General features: G+C 66.9%; 25 protein-coding genes and 1 tRNA gene. 13 read left to right on the top strand and 13 right to left on the bottom strand.

Annotation, left to right across the window (positions count from 1 at the left end; all coding sequences use genetic code 11):
- Positions 1 to 59 precede the first annotated feature (59 nt).
- From ABGB01_RS42610 to ABGB01_RS42580, 7 genes are all read left to right on the top strand, one after another.
- On the top strand, positions 60 to 242 hold the full coding sequence (locus tag ABGB01_RS42610; RefSeq protein WP_347779726.1) for a DUF1918 domain-containing protein: 183 nt from the start codon (positions 60 to 62) through the stop codon (positions 240 to 242).
- Between the two features lie 9 nt (positions 243 to 251).
- Positions 252 to 659 (top strand): secondary thiamine-phosphate synthase enzyme YjbQ, encoded by a 408-nt coding sequence (locus ABGB01_RS42605; RefSeq protein ID WP_347779725.1) that lies wholly within the window; start codon positions 252 to 254, stop codon positions 657 to 659.
- 117 nt (positions 660 to 776) lie between these two features.
- Complete coding sequence (locus tag ABGB01_RS42600; RefSeq protein ID WP_132506048.1) at positions 777 to 1,205, top strand: DUF3052 domain-containing protein; 429 nt, start codon at positions 777 to 779, stop codon at positions 1,203 to 1,205.
- A 27-nt stretch (positions 1,206 to 1,232) separates the two neighbouring features.
- Positions 1,233 to 1,697 carry a peroxiredoxin gene (locus ABGB01_RS42595; RefSeq protein WP_347779723.1) on the top strand — a complete coding sequence of 155 codons (465 nt, stop codon included), beginning with the start codon at positions 1,233 to 1,235 and terminating at the stop codon, positions 1,695 to 1,697.
- A gap of 14 nt (positions 1,698 to 1,711) precedes the next feature.
- A complete protein-coding gene (locus ABGB01_RS42590) occupies positions 1,712 to 2,023 on the top strand; it encodes a hypothetical protein (protein ID WP_347779721.1) in 312 nt (103 codons plus the stop codon).
- A gap of 251 nt (positions 2,024 to 2,274) precedes the next feature.
- Positions 2,275 to 3,225 carry an ROK family protein gene (locus ABGB01_RS42585; RefSeq protein WP_347617924.1) on the top strand — a complete coding sequence of 317 codons (951 nt, stop codon included), beginning with the start codon at positions 2,275 to 2,277 and terminating at the stop codon, positions 3,223 to 3,225.
- Positions 3,226 to 3,242: 17 nt separating this feature from the next.
- A tRNA-Val gene (locus ABGB01_RS42580) sits at positions 3,243 to 3,314 on the top strand.
- A gap of 59 nt (positions 3,315 to 3,373) precedes the next feature.
- Here ABGB01_RS42580 and ABGB01_RS42575 read toward each other — a convergent pair.
- Genes ABGB01_RS42575 through ABGB01_RS42565 form a run of 3 tightly spaced genes read right to left on the bottom strand, consistent with a single transcriptional unit; the run spans position 3,374 to position 6,233 of the window.
- Positions 3,374 to 4,558 (bottom strand): site-specific integrase, encoded by a 1,185-nt coding sequence (locus tag ABGB01_RS42575; RefSeq protein ID WP_347779720.1) that lies wholly within the window; start codon positions 4,556 to 4,558, stop codon positions 3,374 to 3,376.
- Complete coding sequence (locus ABGB01_RS42570; RefSeq protein ID WP_345387630.1) at positions 4,555 to 4,755, bottom strand: helix-turn-helix domain-containing protein; 201 nt, start codon at positions 4,753 to 4,755, stop codon at positions 4,555 to 4,557. Before ABGB01_RS42570 ends, ABGB01_RS42575 begins: the two co-directional genes overlap by 4 nt.
- Entirely contained in the window at positions 4,752 to 6,233 is a 1,482-nt protein-coding gene (locus ABGB01_RS42565; protein ID WP_347779717.1) for a replication initiator, read from the bottom strand. The genes ABGB01_RS42570 and ABGB01_RS42565 overlap by 4 nt, the downstream gene beginning before the upstream one ends.
- Before the next feature lie 112 nt (positions 6,234 to 6,345).
- Here ABGB01_RS42565 and ABGB01_RS42560 point away from each other — a divergent pair, with 112 nt between their 5' ends.
- Together ABGB01_RS42560 and ABGB01_RS42555 are read left to right on the top strand one after the other, a co-directional pair.
- Complete coding sequence (locus ABGB01_RS42560; RefSeq protein ID WP_347779716.1) at positions 6,346 to 7,215, top strand: GntR family transcriptional regulator; 870 nt, start codon at positions 6,346 to 6,348, stop codon at positions 7,213 to 7,215.
- Positions 7,216 to 7,808: 593 nt separating this feature from the next.
- Positions 7,809 to 8,702, top strand: coding sequence for a hypothetical protein (locus ABGB01_RS42555; protein ID WP_347779715.1), 894 nt, complete (start codon positions 7,809 to 7,811; stop codon positions 8,700 to 8,702).
- A 133-nt stretch (positions 8,703 to 8,835) separates the two neighbouring features.
- On the opposite strand, the gene ABGB01_RS42550 is transcribed toward ABGB01_RS42555, so the two are convergent.
- Entirely contained in the window at positions 8,836 to 9,258 is a 423-nt protein-coding gene (locus tag ABGB01_RS42550) for a hypothetical protein (protein WP_347779714.1), read from the bottom strand.
- Positions 9,259 to 9,341: 83 nt separating this feature from the next.
- Positions 9,342 to 9,689, bottom strand: coding sequence for a hypothetical protein (locus tag ABGB01_RS42545; RefSeq protein ID WP_347779713.1), 348 nt, complete (start codon positions 9,687 to 9,689; stop codon positions 9,342 to 9,344).
- A gap of 125 nt (positions 9,690 to 9,814) precedes the next feature.
- Between ABGB01_RS42545 and ABGB01_RS42540 the strand changes: the two genes are divergently transcribed.
- Positions 9,815 to 11,029, top strand: coding sequence for a helix-turn-helix transcriptional regulator (locus ABGB01_RS42540; RefSeq protein ID WP_347779712.1), 1,215 nt, complete (start codon positions 9,815 to 9,817; stop codon positions 11,027 to 11,029).
- A 30-nt stretch (positions 11,030 to 11,059) separates the two neighbouring features.
- The gene (locus ABGB01_RS42535) at positions 11,060 to 11,536 is read left to right on the top strand and encodes an NUDIX hydrolase (RefSeq protein WP_347779710.1); all 477 of its coding nucleotides are present in this window, start codon (positions 11,060 to 11,062) and stop codon (positions 11,534 to 11,536) included.
- A 410-nt stretch (positions 11,537 to 11,946) separates the two neighbouring features.
- Here ABGB01_RS42535 and ABGB01_RS42530 read toward each other — a convergent pair whose 3' ends face one another.
- From ABGB01_RS42530 to ABGB01_RS42495, 8 genes are all read right to left on the bottom strand, one after another.
- A complete protein-coding gene (locus ABGB01_RS42530; protein WP_347779708.1) occupies positions 11,947 to 12,393 on the bottom strand; it encodes a hypothetical protein in 447 nt (148 codons plus the stop codon).
- 10 nt (positions 12,394 to 12,403) lie between these two features.
- Positions 12,404 to 13,207: an amidase domain-containing protein gene (locus ABGB01_RS42525; RefSeq protein WP_347779755.1), complete on the bottom strand. Its 804-nt coding sequence runs from the start codon at positions 13,205 to 13,207 to the stop codon at positions 12,404 to 12,406.
- A gap of 394 nt (positions 13,208 to 13,601) precedes the next feature.
- On the bottom strand, positions 13,602 to 14,129 hold the full coding sequence (locus ABGB01_RS42520; protein ID WP_347779706.1) for a GNAT family N-acetyltransferase: 528 nt from the start codon (positions 14,127 to 14,129) through the stop codon (positions 13,602 to 13,604).
- A 196-nt stretch (positions 14,130 to 14,325) separates the two neighbouring features.
- On the bottom strand, positions 14,326 to 14,547 hold the full coding sequence (locus ABGB01_RS42515) for a hypothetical protein (RefSeq protein ID WP_347779705.1): 222 nt from the start codon (positions 14,545 to 14,547) through the stop codon (positions 14,326 to 14,328).
- A 22-nt stretch (positions 14,548 to 14,569) separates the two neighbouring features.
- Positions 14,570 to 14,908, bottom strand: a complete 339-nt coding sequence (locus ABGB01_RS42510; protein WP_347779704.1) for a VOC family protein — start codon at positions 14,906 to 14,908, stop codon at positions 14,570 to 14,572.
- Between the two features lie 80 nt (positions 14,909 to 14,988).
- Positions 14,989 to 16,446 (bottom strand): hypothetical protein, encoded by a 1,458-nt coding sequence (locus tag ABGB01_RS42505; protein WP_347779703.1) that lies wholly within the window; start codon positions 16,444 to 16,446, stop codon positions 14,989 to 14,991.
- A 45-nt stretch (positions 16,447 to 16,491) separates the two neighbouring features.
- Complete coding sequence (locus ABGB01_RS42500; RefSeq protein ID WP_347779702.1) at positions 16,492 to 17,898, bottom strand: glycoside hydrolase family 28 protein; 1,407 nt, start codon at positions 17,896 to 17,898, stop codon at positions 16,492 to 16,494.
- Positions 17,899 to 18,017: 119 nt separating this feature from the next.
- Entirely contained in the window at positions 18,018 to 19,049 is a 1,032-nt protein-coding gene (locus ABGB01_RS42495) for a WYL domain-containing protein (RefSeq protein WP_347779701.1), read from the bottom strand.
- 62 nt (positions 19,050 to 19,111) lie between these two features.
- Between ABGB01_RS42495 and ABGB01_RS42490 the strand changes: the two genes are divergently transcribed.
- Together ABGB01_RS42490 and ABGB01_RS42485 are read left to right on the top strand one after the other, a co-directional pair.
- Positions 19,112 to 21,343, top strand: a complete 2,232-nt coding sequence (locus ABGB01_RS42490; protein WP_347779700.1) for an excinuclease ABC subunit UvrA — start codon at positions 19,112 to 19,114, stop codon at positions 21,341 to 21,343.
- A gap of 241 nt (positions 21,344 to 21,584) precedes the next feature.
- Positions 21,585 to 22,142 (top strand): hypothetical protein, encoded by a 558-nt coding sequence (locus ABGB01_RS42485; protein ID WP_347779699.1) that lies wholly within the window; start codon positions 21,585 to 21,587, stop codon positions 22,140 to 22,142.
- Positions 22,143 to 22,384: the final 242 nt, after the last annotated feature.

Genomic DNA, 22,384 nt, shown 5'->3' with positions numbered 1-22,384 from the left:
AATCCCTTGTCTCCAGATCCGGTCTTTTCTTGAGGCTTTCGGAGTATCAGGCTGGAGGTATGAAGGCGACGGCAGGCGACCGGCTCCTGGTGCACGGAAATATCGTTGGCGAAAGGGACCGGATCGGAGTAATCGTGGAGGTCCAAGGCCCTGACGGCGGGCCTCCCTACATGGCGCGGTTCGACGACGGGCACACGGGGCTGGTGTTTCCCGGTCCTGATGCGGTCGTTGTCCGTAAGTAAGATTTTCTTGTGAAATCTCAAATCATCTCCGTGACCACCGGTTCACGGGAGACGGTGCACGACATCACGGCCGAATGCGCCGACTTTGTACGCGCGCAGGGCGACGACGGGCTGCTGCACATTTTCGTGCCGCATGCCACGGCCGGAGTCGCCCTGCTCGAGCTGGGGTCAGGCAGCGACGACGACCTGCTCGCCGCGCTGCGCGACCTGCTGCCGCCCGACGGCCGGTGGCGTCACGCCCACGGTTCGGCCGGGCACGGAAGGTCACACGTCATGCCCGCGCTGATCCCGCCCTATGCCACGATCCCCGTGCTGGGCGGGACAATGGCGCTGGGCACATGGCAGTCCGTGGCGCTGGTCGACCTGAACGTCGACAACCCGCAACGCCAGGTTCGGCTGTCGTTTCTGTCGGATTGATTCTGGCCGACCACGGCCGTACCCGTGGCGACCGTTGACGACTGAGGGTCACAGCGTGTGGACTGTGCCGAAGCGATAAACCGCATAAGCGGGGCCACTCAAGCAGGAGGGATAAACGTGAGCGCGACCGCGGGTCAGGCGCAGGGCGAGCGCGGCCTGGCCGAACGACTCGGCCTCAAGCCGGGTCAGGTGGTGCAGGAGATCGGTTGGGACGAGGACGTCGATGACGAGCTTCGCGACTCCATCGAAGACCTGACCGGCAACGAACTGCTGGACGAGGAGAGTGACGACGTCGTCGACGTGGCGCTGCTGTGGTGGCGCGACGGCGACGGAGACCTCTTCGACGCACTGACCAACGCCATGCGATCACTCGCCGAGGGCGGCCAGATCTGGCTGCTGACTCCCAAGGCCGGGCGTGAGGGCCACGTGGAGCCGAGCGACATCGGGGAGGACGCCACGACCGCGGGTCTCTCGCAGACCAGCAGCATCTCCGCAGCCCCCGACTGGTCAGGCACGAGGCTCGTGACGCCCAAAGGCCGACGGTAGGAGCTCGAGCGCCCGCCGTGCGGCAGGATGGTTCCCGTGAACGCACATCCTGCCGAGGTCGGCGCCCAGGCTCCTGATTTCGAGCTGCAGGACCAGCACGGCACGCCGGTGCGCCTGTCCCAGTTCCGGGGCGCCAATGTCGTGCTGGTCTTCTACCCGCTCGCCTTCAGCGGGATCTGCCACGGCGAGCTGTCCGCGCTGCGCGACGCCCCGCTCGACGGGGCACACCTGCTGACCGTTTCGGTCGACTCCATGTTCACCCACCGCGCATGGGCGGATCGTGAGGGTTACACGTTCCCGCTCCTCTCCGATTTCTGGCCACACGGACAGGTCGCGCGGGCGTACGGTGTCTTCGATGAGGCGAAGGGGCTCGCGCTACGGGGGACCTTCATCATCGACGGCGAGGGCGTGATCCGGTGGAAGGTGGTCAATCCGACCTCCACCGCACGTGACGTCGCCGACTACATGAAGGCACTCGCCGACATCTCTTGACTTCGGAGGCAACGATGCCCTGCTACCGCTGCGGGGCCCGGCAGACCGACCCGGTGCGCGGCGCCAGCCCGTGGCAGCGCGGGGTGCGCAACGAGTCCCAGGTGCTGATCTGCCCGGACTGTCAACGGCTGCACGACCACGACCTGGACGCGTGCTCCACCTGCGGGTCCACGGTGCTGATCTGCCGGCTGGGCGAGGTGGAATGCCGGTCGTGCGGGGCCGTGCGGATGGCCCGCTCCGATGCGCTGACGGTCTCGGTGGCGCCGCCGCCGGGGCTCTCCGCGGAGGTGGAGGCGGCGCTCAACAGGGTCCTCGGGCGCGCCTGAGCTGCCTCTGGGGCGGCCGGACGGCTCGATGCCGGGTTTTGCCCGCCTCCTGGTGCACAAGTCCTCAGGCGTGCGCCTGGGCCCTTCCGGTGCGCGTCGCGGGAGTCTGGCGTACGCGGTCGGAGGGTTCCGTACGGGCCGCTGCCTGGAGCGCCGGCCGGCGGCAGCGACCGCGAGCGTGCGCCCGCTACGTGCAGTGCTTCAACAGCGCCTTTCCGGACATGTGATGAGCTGCGCTATCGTCTCCTTCCGTGTCCGCAAAGAGTTCGTTCGTCGTAGCGCTCGACGTCGGTGGCACGTCCATGAAGGGCGGCCTGGTCAGCGAGTCCGGCGCGGTGCTGCTGAGCGAGCGGCGCCCGACCCCGCGGGCGGAGGGCCCGGAGGCGGTCGTGGCCGCCATCTCCGGCTTCATCGGCCACCTCGCCGGCTCGGGCGACGGCGACCCGGCAGGCGTCGGTCTGGCCGTGCCCGGCCTGGTGTCCGACAACTCCGCCGTCTACGCCACCAACCTGGGCTGGCGCGACGTTCCCGCCACGGACTTCACCGCTCTGGACATCCCGGTCATGCTCGGGCACGACGTACGCACGGGCGGCCTCGCGGAGAGCATCCTCGGCGCGGGCCAGGGCGTTGCCGACTTCCTCTTCCTGCCCATCGGCACGGGCATCGCCGGCGCCTCGATCATCCACGGCGAACCGTACGGCGGCTCCGCGGGCTGGGCCGGCGAGATCGGCCACACCCCGGTCTTCCCGGACGGCGAAGAGTGCGCGTGCGGCCAGTTCGGCTGCCTGGAGACGTACGCCTCGGCCGCCTCGGTGGGGCGCCGCTACAGCGAACGGGCGGGCGTGGAAGGCGTCAAGGCCGAGCAGGTCGTCTCCTCCGACGATCCGATCGCCATCGAGGTCTGGGACGAGGCCGTGGAGGCCCTGTCACTGGCGCTGGCCACGTACACGCTGCTGCTCGACCCCTCACTGATCGTCCTCGGCGGCGGCCTGGCGGAAGCGGGCCCCGCCCTCTTCGACCCGGTACGCACCCGCCTCGTCAAGCGCCTGGCCTTCCGCGACGCCCCACCCCTGGTGCCGGCGGCGCTCGGGGTGGACGCCGGGATGCTGGGGGCGGCCCTGCTCGGCTGGCGCGCGGCAGGCCGTCCCGAGCTGGGCCCGGGGTGGACGGTGGATGTGCGATCGGCGCCGATGGTGTCGTAAGGTGTAGTGCCGATCAGGGGCGGTTAGCTCAGCGGTAGAGCACTCGCCTTACAAGCGAGGGGTCACTGGTTCGAACCCAGTACCGCCCACCTGCGAAAACATGGGGTCTCTGATCTTGAAAACGGCGTCTGAGTGACTAAGTGAGTGACTAACTCCCAAAGATCTTGTCCATCGCCGCAGCTCCCTGCATGATCACGGGCCGGATCTGGTGCCGGTAGACCGTCTCGGTGACCACCGTGTTGGAGTGGCCGACCAGGCGCGAGATGTCCTCGATGGGGACGCCGGAGTCTGACAGCACGGACACGAAGCTGTGCCGTAGCTCACGAGGTGACCACTCCCGCCCGGTGAGCCCTGCCGCCTCGACGACCTTCCGGAAGTCGCGTCGTACGTTGTGGGCCGTGACCGGCGTTCCTGTCCGTGTGCAGAACACAAGGTCTGTGTCCTGCCATCGCTCTCCCGCCTTCCCCCGTGCGACGTCCTGGGCTTCCTTGAGGAGGCGCAACGCGTCCACGCAGCGCTGGGGCAGCTTGAGTGACCGGCGGGACTTCACGGTCTTGGTGTCGCCCTTCTGCCGGACGGACCGCCAGACGTAGACCGCGAAGTCACTGTGCTCCCAGCCCGCCTGAGCCACCGGCAGCCAGGCGGCATGACTCTCGTCGTACGCCACGACGTGCGACCAGAGCAGCGCCCGCAGCTCCTCCGTGCGAGCGCCGATCAGCAGGGACAAGACGATGTAGGCCCGCATGCGCTCGCCGCTCTTCTCCGCCTGCGTGAGGACGGCGAGAGCTTGGGCCAGCGTCAGAGCCTTGGACGGACGACCGGCGCGCCCCTCCGGGATGTCGCAGAGATCCACGACGTTCCTCTTCACCTTGTCACGGCGCATGGCGCTCTTGACCGACCGGTTGAGGATGCCGTGGATCAACTTCAACGACCGGGTGCCCAACTCGCCGGTCTTGCCAGCGAGCCACTTGTCGACATCCTCCACTGAGAGATCGCGCAGCTTGCGAGCACCCAGGGCAGGGATGACATGTTTGTCGGCGTAGGTGTTGTACATCTTCACCGTGGCCCCCGACCTCGCGCCGAGGCCGTGTTCCAGCCAGTAGCGCACCGCGTCAGTCACGGTGTAGTTGGTCGGCGCGATGGCCAGACCGTCCTCGTAGTCGCGGATGATCTCTTTGAGCTTGGCCTTGGCTTCGGTCTTGGTCTTGCCGCTGGCCTTCTTGACGATGCGCTTGCCGGCCGGAGTGTAGCCGACCGTCACCGAGGCGATCCAGCGTTGCCGCTTCTCGTCCCAGTGCAGGCCACCGTCGCCCCGGCTGCGTCGTTCGGTCATGAAGCCTCCTGTTCTAGTAGCGCGATGTAGTCCTCAATGGCTGAGGCGGGGATGAGGCGCGTACGCCCCTGGGTGACGGAGCGGAGCCGTCCCGAGCGGATGAGTTCGTAGATCACGCTGCGGCTGAGGCTGAGCAGGTGCATGGCCTCGCAGACGCGGTAGAGCCGCCGATCATGGGCGGGTAGGGGTGGGGTCATCCATCCGCCTGCTCTGCCGCGATCTGGCGGGCGGTCTGGACACGCTGGCGGATGTGTTCGGCCATGATCGCTTCGCCTGGGGTGTAGCCGATTCCGGCGAAGCGCCAGTGGCCGAGGACGAGTGTGGTGGCGTCGTCGAGGGCTGGCAGGCCGTGGCGCTCGCGGGCCTCGGCGGCGCGGTGTGCTGCGCGGGCGTTGCGCAGGTCGGTGAGCTTGAGCGAGTAGGCGCGGCTCTTGCTGGAGAAGTGGCCGCGAAAGCCCAGCATGTGTGCCCAGGGGCGGAGCCGTAGTGCCCTGAACTCTGGGCGCGCGCCGAGGTCCCAGCAGGTACGGATCATGCGTCGTGCGTGGTCGGTGACAGGGAGAGCATCGAGGACCAAGCCGGGTTTGAGACCGCTGCCGTGGCACTGCCCGCAGGCGGTCATCAGGCTTAGCCGCCCGCGTCCGGCACAGGACCGGCAGGACAGGCGGTGGTCGATGGTGCCGGAGGCTTCAGCGCCCTTGGTGGCGTACTTGGCGATATAAGAGGCGACGGCTCGTTCGCTGAGCCCGTCGGCGTCGGGATTGAGCAGGATGGGACGGATGTCGAGCTGGTCACCCCAGGTGAGGATCCACCTGCCGAGATCACTCGGCGGTGTGGTGATGCTGACCTGGCGGACGGCGGGCGGGATGGCCTGAGTGAGCAGGCGGTGGTCTGCCCAGTCGGGTGGCGGCTCGGTCGGCCCGGTGGGTCCGTCGAGGCGGATGACGGCGTGGTAGTGGATCAGGCCGCGCCGCTGGTACTCGGCGACCTTGGCGAAGGACACCTTGGCGTGCTCGGCGAAGCCACGACGGGTCATCCCGGTCTGGTTGGCCAGCTCCTGGCGAATGGCCAGGGTAAAGCGGTGCCACAGCGCGCCCACGTGTGCCTGCCACAGCACTGCCCCCGTGTAGTCGTAACAGTCGGGGCAGATCGGCTGGCCGAGCCGTTCGTCCTGGGGTTCGTGCCGGACGTGGCAGCCGACCGGCCGCCCGTGCTCGCACAGCCTGTCGCGGTTGCGGGGACGGCAAGGACGTCCGTCGCGTTGCGAGTGGACGGGACCGAAGGAAGGTGCGGTCAGGGTGACGAAGGCCCGAGGGTGCGTGCTGACCGTCTCGGGTACGCCCTTGCCGCCCGACAGTCCTGCCCGGATCAGGTGGAACGTGTCGGCCTGGTAGGTCTGAGAGCAGGCCGGGCACACCGAAGCCCGCCGATTGCCGCAGGCCACCAGGAGATGTCCCGAAGGCTCACCATCCGTTGTGTAAGCGTGCAGGATCTCGCCCGTGCCCGCTTCCACGATCATCGACTGTCCGGCCAGGTGCACCGGATTGGCGCACCCGCCGACTGCCGTGACCATGGCTCGCCACCGCCTATAACCCGGCGCGTTGACCAGGCGGACCAGATCGACCATCCACTCGGCACCGGATAGCCGATCGTCGCGCTTTTCCTCCTTGCTCATAGGGCACCACCTCCCTTGCTGGACTACCTGTACTACAGGTTGACAGACATGGCGCATGGCGGTCAACCTGTAGTACAAGTGGTCCTGAAAGCTTTACCGAGGAAGGCCGATCATGGAGATCAGCACCGACGACAAAGACGCCCGCTGGCGCGTCATCGCCACCGACCTACGAGCCGCCATCCTGGACGGCCGCTATCCGCCCGGTGGCGCGCTGCCCAGCGAACCGGAACTCGTCAGGAAGTACGACGTCTCCCGCCCCACCGTTCGCAAGGCCATCGAAACGCTTGTCTCCGAAGGGCTGGCCTACGTCATGCGCGGACGTGGCTCCTTCGTCCGCCCCATGCCCGAACGCCGCGCCATCCTCATCACGGACCGAGACCGGCCCGACCTCGCCGCACCCGGCAATCACCCCGACGTCCAAGCCTTCGGCTGGGACCTCGCCGGACGCGACCACGAGGCCCCGCTCTTCACCGGCGAGAAGACCTCCGCCAGCCGAGACGTCGCGGTCATGCTCAGCGTCCGCCCCGGCCACCCGGTCATCCACCGTCGCAGCATGTGGCACCGCGGCCACACTGCCGCCATCCACGGCGCATCCGCCCGCCTGGAGATCAACTCCTATACCAACGGCGATATGCTCCCCGACTGGGACGACCCCAAGCGCAACGCCCAGTACCGCAAGCGCTCCGGCTCCTTCTACCAGTCACTCATCCGCGAACACGGTCCCGTCCGCTGGATGACCCTCACCACTGCCCGCATCGCCTACGAAGACGAACGCGCCGCGCTCGGCATGGACTACGCCGAAGCCGTACTCATCATCCGCCGGACCATGGCCCACCCCAATGGCCATCCCATCGAGGTCACCGAAGTCAAGGCCCCCGCCAATCGCTACGAGATCGGCTATCACCGCGAGCTCGCCGCCGACCCGGACGTTGACTTCACGCCGCAGGAACTCGGCGACAACGGCATAGACCTCGTGATCTAGGCGGTCCGCAAGCGTCGATCTGGCTCATAGTTTCCTTACTGGTTCAAGGCGACGGCGCTCCGCGCCGTGCGCACGGCCCCGCGCCCGCCCGCCGCCCGGGCGTGCGGCCTGGGGGCCGGTCCCGGGCGGCAGCGGCTCGGGCCGTAGCACCGCACGGCCGCCGCGCCGCCGTACACCTTCCGTCGCCGACCTCCGCGCCGTCGCCGCCGTTCCGCCGCCGGCCCCCACCGCTTCGCGGCCCTCCGGGTGCTTCGCATGGGCGCCGGCCGCTCCACTCGTAGAGACTCGCGGCTCTTCAACCGTCATGCCTCCGGCGGGAGCACTCCGGCCCCGAGGTGGGGATCACCTCGCACACCATCGACTCAGGCAAGCCCAGCAGCCCGGCTCCTCCGCATCAAGCCCGGCTCTGACCGCAGGGCAACACATGGCCGAGGAACGGCGACCGGCGAACGTACACGCGAAGCCGGGCCTGACGCTCCGTCCCCGGCCCGCTGCCGCTACGCGGTGAGTTGACGGCGTACGAGGTGACTAGTCGCGGATACTGCGTTCTATGCGATAACTGGCATACTAGCGATCCATCGAGGAGGCATTTAGTGGCAGAAGTCTATTTCAAGGCCTACGAAACATATACTCGCATGAGAGTTGAGGCTAACAATGCCATCATGGCGCTCTTGGCGGGGTCTCGACTTGCAGCACACACACTTCAGCTGACGAATGGGTCCCAAAAGCTTTTACCTGAAATTTTTCCTGCCGTGGACCATATAGCGAGATTCAGCTTGAAGAGCGAAACAGCAAGAGAGTTGCTTCTAAACGCGGACGCTCATCTTGGCGCCGTAACCGTTCCTTATGCGTTGGCTGTACACGAAAATTTCGTCTCTGTTGCGCTGGATCTGGTCAGGCGGGCAGGTGTTCCCTTACTGAGCCAAGGTAGGCATATCAAGGCGTGGAACATGCATGAAACCCTATTTCGCTCGCTCGGCTCACCTCTACCGGTAACGCAACTTTCGCAATTCCATCTGCTCCGACACATGCGTAATGCCATGATCCACGAGGGCGGAGCGGTCTCGAGGCAATTGATCGATGCGGTTAACGGTATGCCGGGAGATGTGACGGTCGACTGGGAGCTTCTTGCCGGACGCCACCCACAGGACATCATATTGCCTAAAACCATCGCCTTCACTGCGAGCGATATATTTGCATCGTTCGCAATAACGAAAAGGTTGGGCCGAGAGATAAATTCTGCCCTGCAGATCGGCCTGCCCTCGAATGTATGGGCAGAGCTGGCTGTGGAGCATTTCTTAGAGGATCCTGCAAGTATCACCAGAACGCGTAACAGCGACCAATGGTTGAGGGCGCTTTGGGGCTACGCTCGTAAGGTGTATGGAGGGTTGAGCCTCAGTGAGAGCGAACTGGAACAGGCAGCTAGCGCGATGGGAGTATGGACGCGACCAATGGGCTCAGTGCCATCCCGCAGAAGAGAAAGGTAAGGAAAAAAGGGGGCTCTTCCTATTGAGCTACATCCAGCAAATTGCTGGAGCCGGGACTCGAACCCGGGTCGCCACCTTTCTGTGAGAGACTCCGGCTGTGAACCGGTAGGGCTCTACCCATCTCTCTACCTGTTCAGGTTAGCAGATCCGTGTGGCTCTCACGCTGCGTGCAGGTGTCCGGGTCTGGGCTGCAGGAGCCGACCTGTTTCAGTACGAGCCGAGCGCAGTCGACACAAGTTCGCTTGGATGTGGGGGTAAAGGAGATGGACCAGCCGCAGATGGGCAGCGGGTATACCTCCCGCCCGCACAGACTGTGCTCGGTGCCCGCTGGAACCGCATGCTGTATCGCCTCACGGCCTGAGCCCGACAGGCCGAGGCGATAGTCGGCGTAGGTGGCGTTTGCGCTGGCTGTCGAGCAGATGAGCAAGTCGTCCCATTGGACCGGCCAGCGTCGCACCCCGCCCGGCAGATCGGCCCAGTCGGCTTCCAGTTCCACCAGCGCAAGCGTGCCACTGCGCAGAATCTCCTTCACCGTTCCGCGCTGCCCCAGCAGCAAGTCGCCTACGGCCCGAGTGCGAGCGGGACTGTGGAGCATGGCCACGATCTCGACTCGACATCCCAGCCTCTCGCGAGCTTCCTTCACTGAGGGCTCGCTTCCGTGGTCTCCGGGCGCAGATTGCGGATCGTCTCCGAGAGTGGGTGTCGTCGCTGAAGGTCCGCGTAGCGGAAGGCGACCCGGCGCGCGGCTCTCGACGGTTCGATGGCCGGATGGCGGGCGTACAGCACTCGTTTGCGGCGGTCGTCCCAGCCTGCCCGCCACCAGTACCAATCGCCGTCGCACCAGACGACGAGCCCGACCCACACGGACACCAGGCTCAGGCCATAGCCGTCATGGACGTCTGCGGATACGCCGTGAGCGGCGAGGGCGTCGGCCAGGGCATCGGCGGCGTGCTTCTCTGGCGTGGGGTGTCGGTTCGGCGGTTGCATGAGTGACCTCCCATCACGTACGGCAGTGACGTAGCGTGACGGTATGTGTCGGCCGAGCTGTGAGGCCGGAAGGAAATTCAGGGGTCCGTCGTAGGCATCCGACGAGGATGAGGTGCATGCGAGGAATGACCAGCAATCTGTCCATCGGCCAGCGCGTGGCCTGGTACCGGCGACGGCGTGGGATGTCTCAGGACGTCTTGGCCGGGCTGGTGGGACGGACCACCGATTGGCTGAGCAAGGTGGAGAACGACCGCATCACCTTGGATCGTCTGTCCGTCATCAAGTCCCTGGCGAGCGTATTGGACGTGTCCCTCGGTGATCTACTGGCCGAGCCGCACCTGTTCGAGTGGACGGACGGAAGCGGCGATCAGACCATCCCAGCACTGCGCGCCGCGATCACGGACTATCGGCAGCTCTCGCCGATGGCCGGGCTCGTGGAGAACGCGGAACCCTCCGGGCAGGCCGACCTGCGACGTGCCCTTGCCGAGGTGTGGCGGGCGTACCAGGGAGCCCGGTACAGCTACGTGATCCGGACTCTGCCCGGACTTCTGGGAGAGGCGCATCATGCTGCGCGCGCAGCGAACGGTGACGCCCACATGGCCGCATTGGGAGTGCTCGGGCAGGTCTACCACGCCGCTGCCAGCATCCTGGCCAAGGTGGGTGAGGCTGATCTCGCATGGATTGCCGCTGAGCGGGGACTCTCCTTCGCACGGCAATCCGGTGATCAGCTTGTGACGGCCTCATTGCTTCGCTCCGTGACCCACGCCCTTCTGTCCAACGGCCGCTACGAGGCAGCCAAGCAGCTCACGATTGACGCCGCCGACCTGCTGTCTCCCGACCTTCCGCACGCCACGGCTGAGCTGCTTTCGGTGTACGGGACGCTGTACCTCGCCGGATCGATGGCGGCGGCGCGAGACGACGACCGCAGCACGACACGCGCGTTCCTTGCCGAGGCACAGGAAGCGGCGGTGCGGCTCGGGGGTGACGCCAACCATGTCTGGACCGCGTTCGGGCCGACGAACGTCCGTATCCATCAGGTGGCCACGGCAATCGAGCTGGGAGACATCCAGGTGGCTGTGGAACTCGGGCCGAAGCTGGATACCAGCGGGCTTCCGATCGAACGTCGCGCTCGTCATGGCCTGGCCGTGGCGCATGCCTTGAGCCTGTGGAACCGTACCGACGACGCGATGGCCGCGCTGTTGGAGGCCGAGACCATCGCTCCCGAGCAGGTGCGCCATCACTACCTCAGCCGCCAGCTCACGATGTCGTGGATCAGAAGGCAGAAGGGCAAACCCAGTTACCAACTCGCAGCTCTCGCCCGGCGACTGCACATCGTGTGAAGGCAGTCCCTGTGGCGTAAGGTCGGGGCTGTGAACGATCAGGAGGCTCCACCGTTCGCCCAGGCCCGTGCCGCTGCCGGTGCGCTGTTCTTCGATGACAGCGGTCGTGTGCTTCTCGTCCGTCCTACGTACAAGCCCTCCATGGACATCCCGGGCGGGTACGTCGAGCCGGGAGAGACACCGTACGAGGCGTGCGTTCGAGAGGTGCAAGAGGAACTGGGTATTCGGCCGGCCATCGGTCGCCTCCTCGTGGTCGATTGGGCGCCTCTTCCTAAGGAGGGCGACAAGGTCCTGTTCGTGTTCGACGGCGGCACCTTGGACGGCGAGTTGCGCAAGCAGATCAGGTTCGTGGACAACGAGCTGAGCGGCTACGAGTTTCATCCCGTAGAGGAACTGGACGGGCTGTTGATCGAGCGGCTTGCCCGTCGTGTCAAGGCCGCCGCCGCTGCACGCGAGCTTGACAGGACCGTCTATCTGGAGCACGGCCAGGCCGCCCCCACTGAGTGACTATCTGAGTGACAACAGCCCAGGACGAGCGTGGACGGTCGAGGACCCGGGCGGAACGTTCGCCGAGGTGGGACCCCGAATCACCCGAGGTCCCACCCTCTCGCGGCGAGCCTTACAAGCGAGGGGTCACTGGTTCGAACCCAGTACCGCCCACCAGCATGAACACCTGATTGATCAATCGTGGAATCGGCCCCTGCGGGGCTGACGGGGGACGAATTCGTCTATCGCCGCAGTTCCTCAAGGTGATCACGGCCGTTCCGGTGTCGGTAGGCCGTCTTTGTGACCACCGTGTTGAAGTAAAAGCCACGCGGCGAGGACCTCGTCATCGGCCACGAGGTGCGATCGGAGCAGCGCCCTCGGCTCCTCCGTACGCATTCTGAGCCGGGCAGGTCTCACGAACGGCAGACACTCTAGGGGTTGGCGGGACGTTCAGTCGATGCTGTTGTCTGGCTTGAAGGCAGAGTGGGATTTCTTCCCAACACGATGAACCAGCGTTCACCTTCCCGGGACAGGTACAACGTCTCGCTGTAGGCGCCATTCGCACCTACTCCCACTACGTGAGCCTTGGCCGCCTTCGGTGTGACCTCACTCCGAACGTCGATTGACGTGATCCGGATGTTTCGGTCGCCGTAGGCATTGAGGCGTTGCTGTATATCAGTGGATGAGTCGTTGCCTGGAGGTGCAAGCCGCGCGATGGCCCGATCGTCGGAGCGGTTCAGCGCGTGGATGTATTGATCAACCGCGACTCGAGGGCTGGAAGCGCCATTCTCGGATTGAGGGGTACAGCCGATCAAGGCCGAGCACCCGATGACGACCGAAGCGATCCTCAACCGGATGCCTATGTCATGCGCGTCCATATCTTGGACTCTACGTCCTATGGGCGTAGTACGTTGTGCCGTCTCCATAAGCAGCGATAATGCTGCTCAGCGGCTTGTCCTTGGTGTCTGAGCTGTGATAAGTCATATACAACTCGTCTACGCCATCGCCGCCTATGCCGATGTCGGTAACGATCATCGAGTGGCTGACATTGCCATTGCTGTCACTGTCGATCTGAAGATCGTCCGCTATGCCCATCTGCCAGACGTTCGTCAATCCGGTGACGCGTCCGGACCACACCCTAGCGAACTGGAACCAGTTATGTGCGGCTGCCCACGTGTACGTGGTGGTCGCCGCCAGATCTCCGTAGAACCATTCCTTGGGGCTTGTGCGATCTTCTCCTGGCCATGCGCTGGTCTCCTGCCAGTCGCCGGCTTTGACGATTTGTGACAGGAAGTTAGTGCAGTCGCCGCCTTCTCCGCCGTAAGTACGGTAGTTGGGGTTGTAGTTGTAGACGTGGCGGTATGCGTAGTCGACCATAGCCGTATAGTCATAGAATAAACGCGCCGCATTTGGCGAACGGTGTCCCGGTGCGAGTTCGTCGGGCCGCGAGACGGTCTTGGGCCGCTTGGTGCTGCTTGCATCGCTGGGCATCACCGAGGGACGAGGCGCCTGATTGACGGGTTGCGGGTACGTGTCCGGTGGCAGAGCGCCGGCTGGCAACTGTGGGACGTCGTCCGTCAGTTCCCAACGACCGTTTCGCTTCGCGAACCTTTGCGTGGAAGCTTTGTTGTCCAGTGCTGTATCTGGGTCGCATCGCCTCGACGCCTGGCTTTCGGTGCTGTAGAACGCCACTGTCAAGGTAGGATCCTATTGTTACCGCGTTAAGACGTGGCCGTACTAATTCGCGCGCTTTATAGGGCTGGTCGCGGACTCTGCGGTGGTGAGGAGCTGATGACCTACCGAAAGCTCATTGGAATCACGCGGCGCCGTAACCGACGAAGGAGCCGGCCACCGCCACGCCGCCGATTGATTCCAAGACCCTGACCTCAGCCTGAGCTGAGGGGCAATGGCTCCGTGGGACTCCGCTTCGGATGATCGTGACAAGCCTGAGGTAGCCGGTGGCCGGCGTGGGGCCGATCTTCCCGCCCACCTCATCCCAGGCAAGCCCAGCAGAGTTAGCGAAGCGGACCAAAGGCCACGGGCCAAAGGGGCGTTCTTCCGGCGCAGTTCAGGGCGGTGGCGCGGATCAAGGCCTCGTGGTCGGGACCCAGTAGCGACGCTTCTGCTCGGTGACGTCGATCAGCCGTCCGCCGTTGGCTTCGATGACCCGTTGCGAGGCGGTATTGGTCTTGTCGCACATGACCAAAGCCCGAGAGATGCCCAGAGACCGGGCGATCGGCAGCGCCGCCGCGAGCATAGCCGTCGCGTGACCCTGGCGGCGTGCGCTGGGGCGGACGTCATAGCCGATGTGGCCGCCGAACTTTTCCAGTGCCGGGGTGAGCCGGTGACGGATGGCCAATCTTCCGAGGAACTGCTCGCGGTCGACCCACCACAGGGTGGTCATCGGCACGAATCCGGGGCGTACGCCAGATGAGTTTCGCTCGCCGACCACGCGCGCGGTGTACGCCTCGAAGGCAGCCGGATCCACGAGGGCCCGCGGGTCGACATCGTCCACGAACCAGGGAACCGGATAGTCGGGGTCGGCGCGGAACTCGGCCACCGCGGCCAGGAACGACGTCAGCAACGTGCCGATCGGGTCGATGAACTCCGGCATGGCGACCATGATGCCTGCGAGGGTGGGCGGGGCCAAACCGTTATCGGTCTCGACGACGTCGCCGCCATACGGGCGCGAGATCGTGCTCCGGCTGGGTCAAGCCTTGCCCGAAGTCCGCACTCAGTCAGAGCCACAGTCGCTGGTCAGGCCACACGTCCGCATTCCGGGCCCCGGCCTGGCGACGCTCACGTGTTCGTTAGCGCCGCCCGCCGAACTCCCAGTCGTGGACCTCGATGTCCGCGTACCGGTCCTGGGTCAGGACGGCGCGTGCCGCGTCCGGGTCTGCTGCCCGCATCAGCGCCGCCGTACCCAGCCAGGTCGTGCCGTCGTCGGACAGCAGCGGCCCGTACGCGATCAGGTCGTCCCGGTCGGGCCGCGGGGCAGGGTCGGCGGCCCGACCGGTGCCCAGGCCGAGCACCAGATAGCGGTTGCCACCGTGATCAGGGCGCCTCGGCGAGCGACAGGCTGTTCCCGTCCGGGTCCAGCACGACGACGTGACGCACGCCGTTACCGTAGGTTTCCACCGGTTCGTGGCTGATGCCGTGGGCGGCGAGGCGGGCCAGGACGTCGTCGAGGCCGGTCATCCCGAGCGTGATCATGGCCCTTCCCACCCGCTCGGCCCCGGCGCCCCGGTCGTCGACGACGACCCACGCGTTCTCGCCGACCTGCCACAGGTACTCCTCGCCGATGACCTCGTCCGCAGGGCGGCCGAAGAACACCCCGAACCATTCCAGTGACTTCGTGCGGTCGCTCACCGGCATGACGCTGTACAGGTCCACGTGGACCACCCCTTTCGATTGTCTCGGACGTCGGACTACTCCCGTGACCGGAACTCATCGGGGAAACGTCCTCGGAGTCGTCAACGAATTCTGGAGGAGGGATCGCCAGGCGCTGCGGGTTGCTCGCGTACGAGGAGGGCGCCGAGAGCGGCGGCGACGATCGGCAGGCCGGCGACCACCGCCGCGATCACCGGCCACGGGGTGGGGAAGGGCACTCGTGGCGGTGAATCCCACGAGGTCGACGCCGTCAACGGCCAGATCAGCAACATCCCGATGGGGCACCCGGCGACCGCGCCCAGCACCGTGCCGCACGCCGCGCTCAGACCCGCGCGACAGGCGCCGAACCACCGGAGCGCCGCGGCCGAGCCGTCACCGGCCCGCGCCGGCACACGGCCTGCCCGCGGGCTCGTGGCCCTGCCTCCGCCGGTGGCCAGAGCGCTGCCGAGGGCGATGAGAAGGACCACGGCGACGACGGCCGGCCAGCCGGTCCAGGGCTGGAATCCCCGCTCCACATAGGTGTGCGCGACGTCACCCAGCCGGGCGTCGAGCCGCTCCTGCTCGCTCGCCGAGACGCGGTGGACGGAGGGATCGACGATCAGTTCGCCGGGTTCCGGCTGATGGCCGAGGTCCCGGATCGCCTTCGCCGGGACGAAGATCGTCTCCATGCGCGGATCGACGGTCCGGGCGACGATCGCCGGAAGGGTGTGGATCGTCAGTGGACCGCCCTCTCCAGTGATGATCTTGACCGAGTCGACCTTCACGTCGGCGGTGGTGACGACCACCGCCGTGCCCTCGTCGTACGGCGTCGACCGGTCACCTGTGAGATACCGCAGCAGCGCCTCGTCACCGATGACCTCGTTCGGGTAGACGGTCCCTTCCGGCCGGTCGAGGCCGTCGACATGCACGCCGACATGCGGGGAGTGACGGGGGACCTGACTCTCGGCCAACGGCACGCCGGGTAACTCCCGCTGGATCGCCGCGCGTACGGCGTCCATGTCCGCCGGCGGGAGAGGGCTCACCAGGAGCGCGCCGGGCCGGGCCCGCGGGAGGTAGTCGGCCCTGAGCTGGGCCGTCGCGCCCGCCGCGATGATCGTCAACGCGATTCCGGACGCCGTCGCCATCGCGGTCAGCGTGATCGCGGGAGCCGTCGCCGTAGGACGACCGGCCAGGTCGCGGACCGCCAGGTGAGCGGGCAGCGGCAGCCGGTCCGCGTACCGGCCGAGCATGTCCAGCAGCCGCGAGGCGAACGGGCCCAGCCCGATGAGAACCAGACCCGCGCCCATGAGAGCCGCCACGGTGAATTCGGCCCATGCGTAGAAGCCGTAGCGCGAATCTGCCCGCGCCGACCACGCGCCGAACGCCATCAGCCAGACACCGGCGAACGACACGAGCAGGCCCCCGAGGACACAGGCCCGGTGTATGCGCGCATGGCGGGACCGCGGCGCGGACAACAGCGCGATCGTCACCGACAGGGACGCGAACATCCCAAGTACGGTCACCATCCCGGTGATCGCCAGGGGCGTTGTCTCGAAGATCATGGCGGAAGGGTAGTGGGAGCCGGCCGGAGCCGTCCCGTCCCGCGGTCAGGGCACGGTCAGGGGCTCGCCGTTGGCGGTGACGTTCTTGAGCACCAGGTCCTCGACGTGCTCGACGACGATCGGCGTCGCGGTGGCGCCGAAGTCCACGTCGGTCAGCGTGACTCCGCGGATCGGGGCGTCGGCGTAACCGCGCAGGTTGAGTGCCCGGTTGGCGGTCCGTACGGTCACGTCCCGCACGTCGATCCCGCCCACCCGGGGGTTGAAACCGTGGCCGGGCCCCTCCTCGTAGTTGAAGTTGACGTCGATGACCGAGCCGCCCACCTGACCGATCTCGAGGTCCCTGGCGTGGAAGCCCTCGATGAACCCGCCGCGTACGGAGTTCGTCTTGAAGCGCAGGGCGATGTCGAGGTTGGGGCTGGACATCGCGCAGTCCCTGATGAAGACCTCGCGTACGCCGCCGGACATCTCGCTGCCGATCGTCATGCCGCCATGCCCGTCGCGGAAGGTGCAGTTCTCGACGACGATGAGCTCGCTGGGCACGTTGACGCGGCGGCCGTCGGCGTTGCGGCCCGACTTGATCGCGATGCAGTCGTCGCCGGTGTCGAACGTGCAGCCGCGGATCACCACCATCCGGCTCGACTCGGGGTTGCAGCCGTCGTTGTTCGGGCCGTGCGACTCGACCGTGACGTTCTGCACGAGGACGTTCTGCGACAGCGTGGGGTGGATCTCCCACATCGGTGAGTTGACGATGGTGACGCCCTCGACGAGTACGTTGTCGCACCGGTAGGGCTGGACGAAGGACGGACGCAGGTAGCCGCCCTCGCCGTATCTCCGCCGCATGACCGGCACGCCCTGCTCGGCCTGGGCGAACAGCGCGGCCCTGGCCTCGGCCTGGTGGGGCTCGCCCGGCTCCCAGCCGTCGTCGCCCGACCCCTTCCACGGCCACCAGTGATCGTGGTCGGCCTGCCCGTCGAGCACGCCTGACCCGGTCACCGCGATGTTCCGCTGGCCGTGGGCGTAGATCAGCGGGGAGTAGTTGTAGAGCTCGACGCCCTCGAACCTGGTCAGCACCAGCGGGAGGTACGCCTTCGGGTCGGTGCTGAACAGCAGCCTGGCGCCCGCGGTGACGTGCAGGTCGACGTTGCTCAGCAGGTGGATCGCGCCGGTCAGGAACCGTCCTTCCGGCACGTCCACGTGCCCGCCGCCCGCCGCGTGGCAGGCCCTGATCGCGGAGCGGATGGCCTTCGTGCAGTCCGTCACCCCGTCGCCGGTCGCGCCGAAGTCCCTGATGTCGAACCGGCGTCGCGGGAATCTCGGCCCGCGCACCCTGGCCACGATGTGGTTCGCCCGCGCCCACGGATCGGGCGTGGCATGTACGGCACGCGCGTCGAGGATCGGGACGGCGAGGGCGGACATCGCCATGGCGCGCATGGCGTTGCGGCGGCTCAACATGGGGCGGCTCCCTGCCTGCTCGGGACACCCCGGATGCTAGGCCAACCCGTTGCAGTGATCTAGGGGTGTGAGCCACATCAGGCCAGGATCAGGGCGGCAACCGCTTGCATACCCACGCTTCACTCTGCCGGCGACTGGCCACGGCCGGCAGGCGCCGCGGCGAGGAGCCGTTCGCCGAAGGTGCGGCAGGCCTCCAGGAGGTGCGGCGCCGCGTCGATCTCGAAGCCGGCCTCCAGGAACGCGAGATTGAGGACCAGCCACTGCCAGGAGTCCAGCGCGAGGCTGACCCGGGTGCGCGTGTCGTCCACGGGGTGGATCTCGGCGTCCTGGAACCTGAGGGCGTCGACGACGTCCGCCGCCGGCGCCTCGACCAGGACGCTGACGCGTTCCTTGCTCCTGTTGAGCCCTCGACGCAGATATTGCGACGCTGACTCGGCAGGCAGCGGGCGCGGCGTGTAGCGGCGGCCGGTCCTGGACGGGCCGGTGACCCGGTCGAGGCGGAACACGCGCCAGTCGGCACGGTCGAGGTCCCAGGCCAGCAGATACCAGCGCAGCAGGTGGTGAACCTGCCGGTAGGGCTCGACGCGCCGTTCCGTGCGTTCGCCGCGGGCGTCGGTGTAGGTGAACGACATCGTCTCGCGGTGCGCGATGGCATCGCCGACGAGGCCCAGCTGCCGGGCGGCGACGCTCGGCGCGCGTTGAGGGCTCGCTTCCAGGCTGGAGCGGATGGAGGCGACATGAGGGCGCAACCGGGTGGGGAGAAACTGGTCGAGCTTGCCGTACGCGCGGGTCGCGGCGGCGTCGATCCCTCCCCCGACGGACGGCCCGGTGGATGGCTCGGTGGACGGCTCGGTGGGTGGCTCGGTGGACGGCTCGACGGCGGCGAGGGAGGCCAGTGCCAGCAGGGTGGCCACCGCCTCGTCGTCGTCCAGGACGAGCGGCGGCATCGTACGGCCGGAGGCGAGCCGGTAGTAGCCGCCGGGGCCGGGCTGGGTGTCGACGGGATAGCCGTATCCGCGGAGCCGGTCGATGTCCCGGCGCAGGGTCCGCGGGCTGACGCCCAGCCGCCTGGCCAGATCTTCGCCGGTGAACGAACGGCCGGTCTGCAACGTCGACAGCAGGGCCAGCATGCGTTGGGTGACGTCCGCCATGCCCTGATTCTCCCACCGGTTGCGGTCAGAATATGGCCACATCTGCTCGTAGCCTCTCCGTCATGAGTGAGCGCAGCATCATCATCCGCCGGGCCCGGACCAACAACCTGGCCGACGTGGACGTCGACGTTCCGCGTAACCGGCTGGTCGTCTTCGCGGGGGTGTCAGGTTCCGGCAAGTCGTCGCTGGTGTTCGACACGATCGCCGCCGAGGCCGGCTACCAGATCAACGAGACGTTCCCGCCGTTCGCGCGTAACCGGTTGCCGAAGTGGACCCGCCCCGACGTCGAGCACATCGAAGGGCTGACTCCGGTGATCGTCGTCGACCAGCGCCGGATCGGCGGCAACGCGCGCTCGACCGTCGGCACGATCACCGACGCCTGGACCTACCTGCGGCTGCTGTTCTCCCGCCTCAGCCACCCCTACGTGGGCGAGTCGAGCCACTTCTCCTTCAACGAGCCCGCCGGCATGTGCCCCGCCTGCTCCGGCCTCGGGGAGGTGGTGGTCACCGCCGTCGAACGTTTCCTGGACCTGGACAGATCGCTCGCCGAGGGCGCGATCCTGCTGCCCGGCTTCGGCAACGGCGGCTACTGGCACGCCCAGTACGCCGACATCGGCTCCTTCGACCCCGACACCCCGCTCCGCCGATGGTCCCCGTCCGAACGCGAGGCGCTGCTGTACGGCGGTCAGGCGGCGGCCCGACTGGGGCGTAAACCCCCGAAAGGCTACGAGGGCGTCGTCGAGCGGTTCGAACGGATCTACCTGCACACCTCCGACAACCTGTCGGAGCGCAAGCAGGAGACCATCCGGCGCTTCACCCGCGCCGAGACCTGCCCGGAGTGCGGCGGCGACCGGCTCGGCAAGGCCGCGCGGACGGCCACGGTGCTCGATCACACGATCGGTGAGATGGCCCGCATGGAGATCACGAAACTGGCCGGACTCGTCCGTACGATCGATTCCGCCCGCGTCGCGCCCGTCGTGGAGGCACTGACCGCCCGGCTGGAGGGGATGATCAGAATCGGGCTCGGCTACCTCACGCTCTCCCGGGCGACCACGACCCTCTCCGGCGGGGAGTCGCAGCGCATCAAGATGGTCAGGCACCTCGGGTCCAGCCTCACCGAGATGACCTACGTCGTCGACGAACCGAGCGTGGGACTGCACCCCACCGACGTGGAGTCGGTGATCAGGATCCTGGAACGGCTCCGCGACAGCGGCAACACCGTCCTCGTCGTCGAGCACGACCCCGCCGTCATGGCCCACGCTGACCAGGTCATCGAGCTCGGACCCGGCGCCGGCGACGGGGGCGGGCGGCTCGTGTTCCAGGGCGCCTACGCCGAGCTCCGGGAGGGCGGCTCGCCGACCGGCCGCGCCCTGGCCAGGCAGCGGCCGATCAAGCGCACCCCCCGGCCCGCCACGGGGTCCTTCACTGTCGCGGACGCCACCCGCAACAACCTGCGCAACCTCACCGTGCGGTTCCCCACGGGGGTGCTCACCGTGCTCACCGGCGTCGCGGGATCGGGCAAGTCCAGCCTCGCCGGGGAACTGGTGGCCCAGCACGACGCGGTCGTGATCGACCAGAAGCCGGTCAGCACCAACCGCCGCTCCACCCCGATCACCTACACCGGCGTCGCACCCGCCATCCGCAAGCTGTTCGCCAGGCACAACGGCGTCCCCGCCGCCCTGTTCAGCGCCAACTCCGAGGGCGCCTGCCCCGACTGCGGCGGGCTCGGCGTCATCTACACCGACCTCGCCTTCATGGACGGCCAGGAGGTCGGCTGCCCAACCTGTCACGGCCGGCGCTTCACTCCGGAGGTCCTCGCCCACACCGTGAACGGACTGTCGATCGCCGACGTCGACGACCTCACCGTCGGCCAGGCCGTCGCCCGGCTGCCCGACCAGGGCATCGCCCGCGCCCTGCGGCAGCTCTCCGTCGTCGGACTGGGATACCTGCGCCTGGGACAGTCGCTGAGCACGCTGTCAGGAGGGGAGTGCCAGCGCGTCAAGATCGCGAAGGAGCTCCGCGAAGCCGGGCAGCCCACCGTCTACGTGCTCGACGAGCCCACCACCGGATTGCACATGGACGACATCGACACGCTCCTGCGAGTCCTCGGCGACCTCGTCGACCACGGCCACACCGTCGTCGTCATCGAGCACAACCTCGACGTCATCCGCCAGGCCGACTGGCTCATCGATCTCGGCCCGGGACCCGGCAGGCACGGCGGGACCATCCTCTTCGAAGGCCACGTCGCCGACCACGCCGACCGGACCACCCCCACCGGCCGCGCCCTCGGCTGAACATTCCCTATCTCCGGAAAGTGCATCCACAAATTAGGGGTTCGCCGCAGGAAGGCGGGATGTGCGCCGCCCGTTATTTCGGCGCAAGTTGATCCTGGGGCGGTGTGTGGCTCCTGATGAACCAGCCAAGCTGACTCCCGGAAAATATCGGGAGCAAGCCTTTCGAAAGTGCGGGTCTGCGTCGATAGTGGGGAGGTCGGCCTACGGTCATTGATTCCTGGACACAGGGGGAAGGAAGTCCATGCCCAATTACGAGGAGCTCAAAAACAGGATTGATTCGGAAATCCAAGAGCTGGAAGCTCGCGCGCAGGCGGCGAAAGAGCTGCAAGGTCACTTCGGTGAAGGTGACTGGGACGAGAGCGTGACCGGCGTGCTCGACGGCTATCACGATGGTGCCGCGGACTGGCAGGTCCGCCTGTCATCGCTGCTGCGCAGAGTGGAGCAGCGGGAAGAGGAAGAGCGGCAGGCCAGGGAGAGAAGCCCTGGTTTCGTGTTCGGGCGGTTCGCCGCTGATCTCGACGATGCCGGCGAGCGCATGGCGAGCGTGCACCAAGAGGTGGCGAAGCAGATGGCGATCGCCCAGGAGGAGCTGGCGAAGCGGCTGACCGCTGCCCAGCAGGCGCTCGGACAAGAAAGCAGTCAGATCTTCCATGAATTAGCCGACCGTGCCCGGGACGCCGGATCGGCATTCGATGCGGACACTCGTTCCGGATCCCAGCCGGAGCGGAGGCCGGACAAGCCCGACGAAGCCCGGGACGATGAACCGCCGGAAAATCCGGACCCCTGGAGCAAAAGTTAGGGCACCCGGCCGTCGGTGGTTACTGTGGATCCGGAAAGCGCTCTTACCGGGCATGAAGGGCAAACGTCCAACCGGTCGCGCTCGTTAACAGGAAGTGTGAATCGTCCGCAACGTCATGGGGGCTCTCGGAAGTTAAGCGGGAATGGCACGGTTTCGGCTCTCTCGTGTGGTTGCGCAGCGTGACCGGAGGCGTTGGTTGGCCGGGTTGCGGAAGCCGTATGCGCAGCGGGCTTCGAGTTTGA

Origin of the sequence: Nonomuraea sp. B5E05, from assembly GCF_039880665.1 — a bacterium.
Classification (GTDB): Bacteria; Actinomycetota; Actinomycetes; order Streptosporangiales; family Streptosporangiaceae; genus Nonomuraea.
This window is presented reverse-complemented; position numbering and strand designations above follow the sequence as displayed.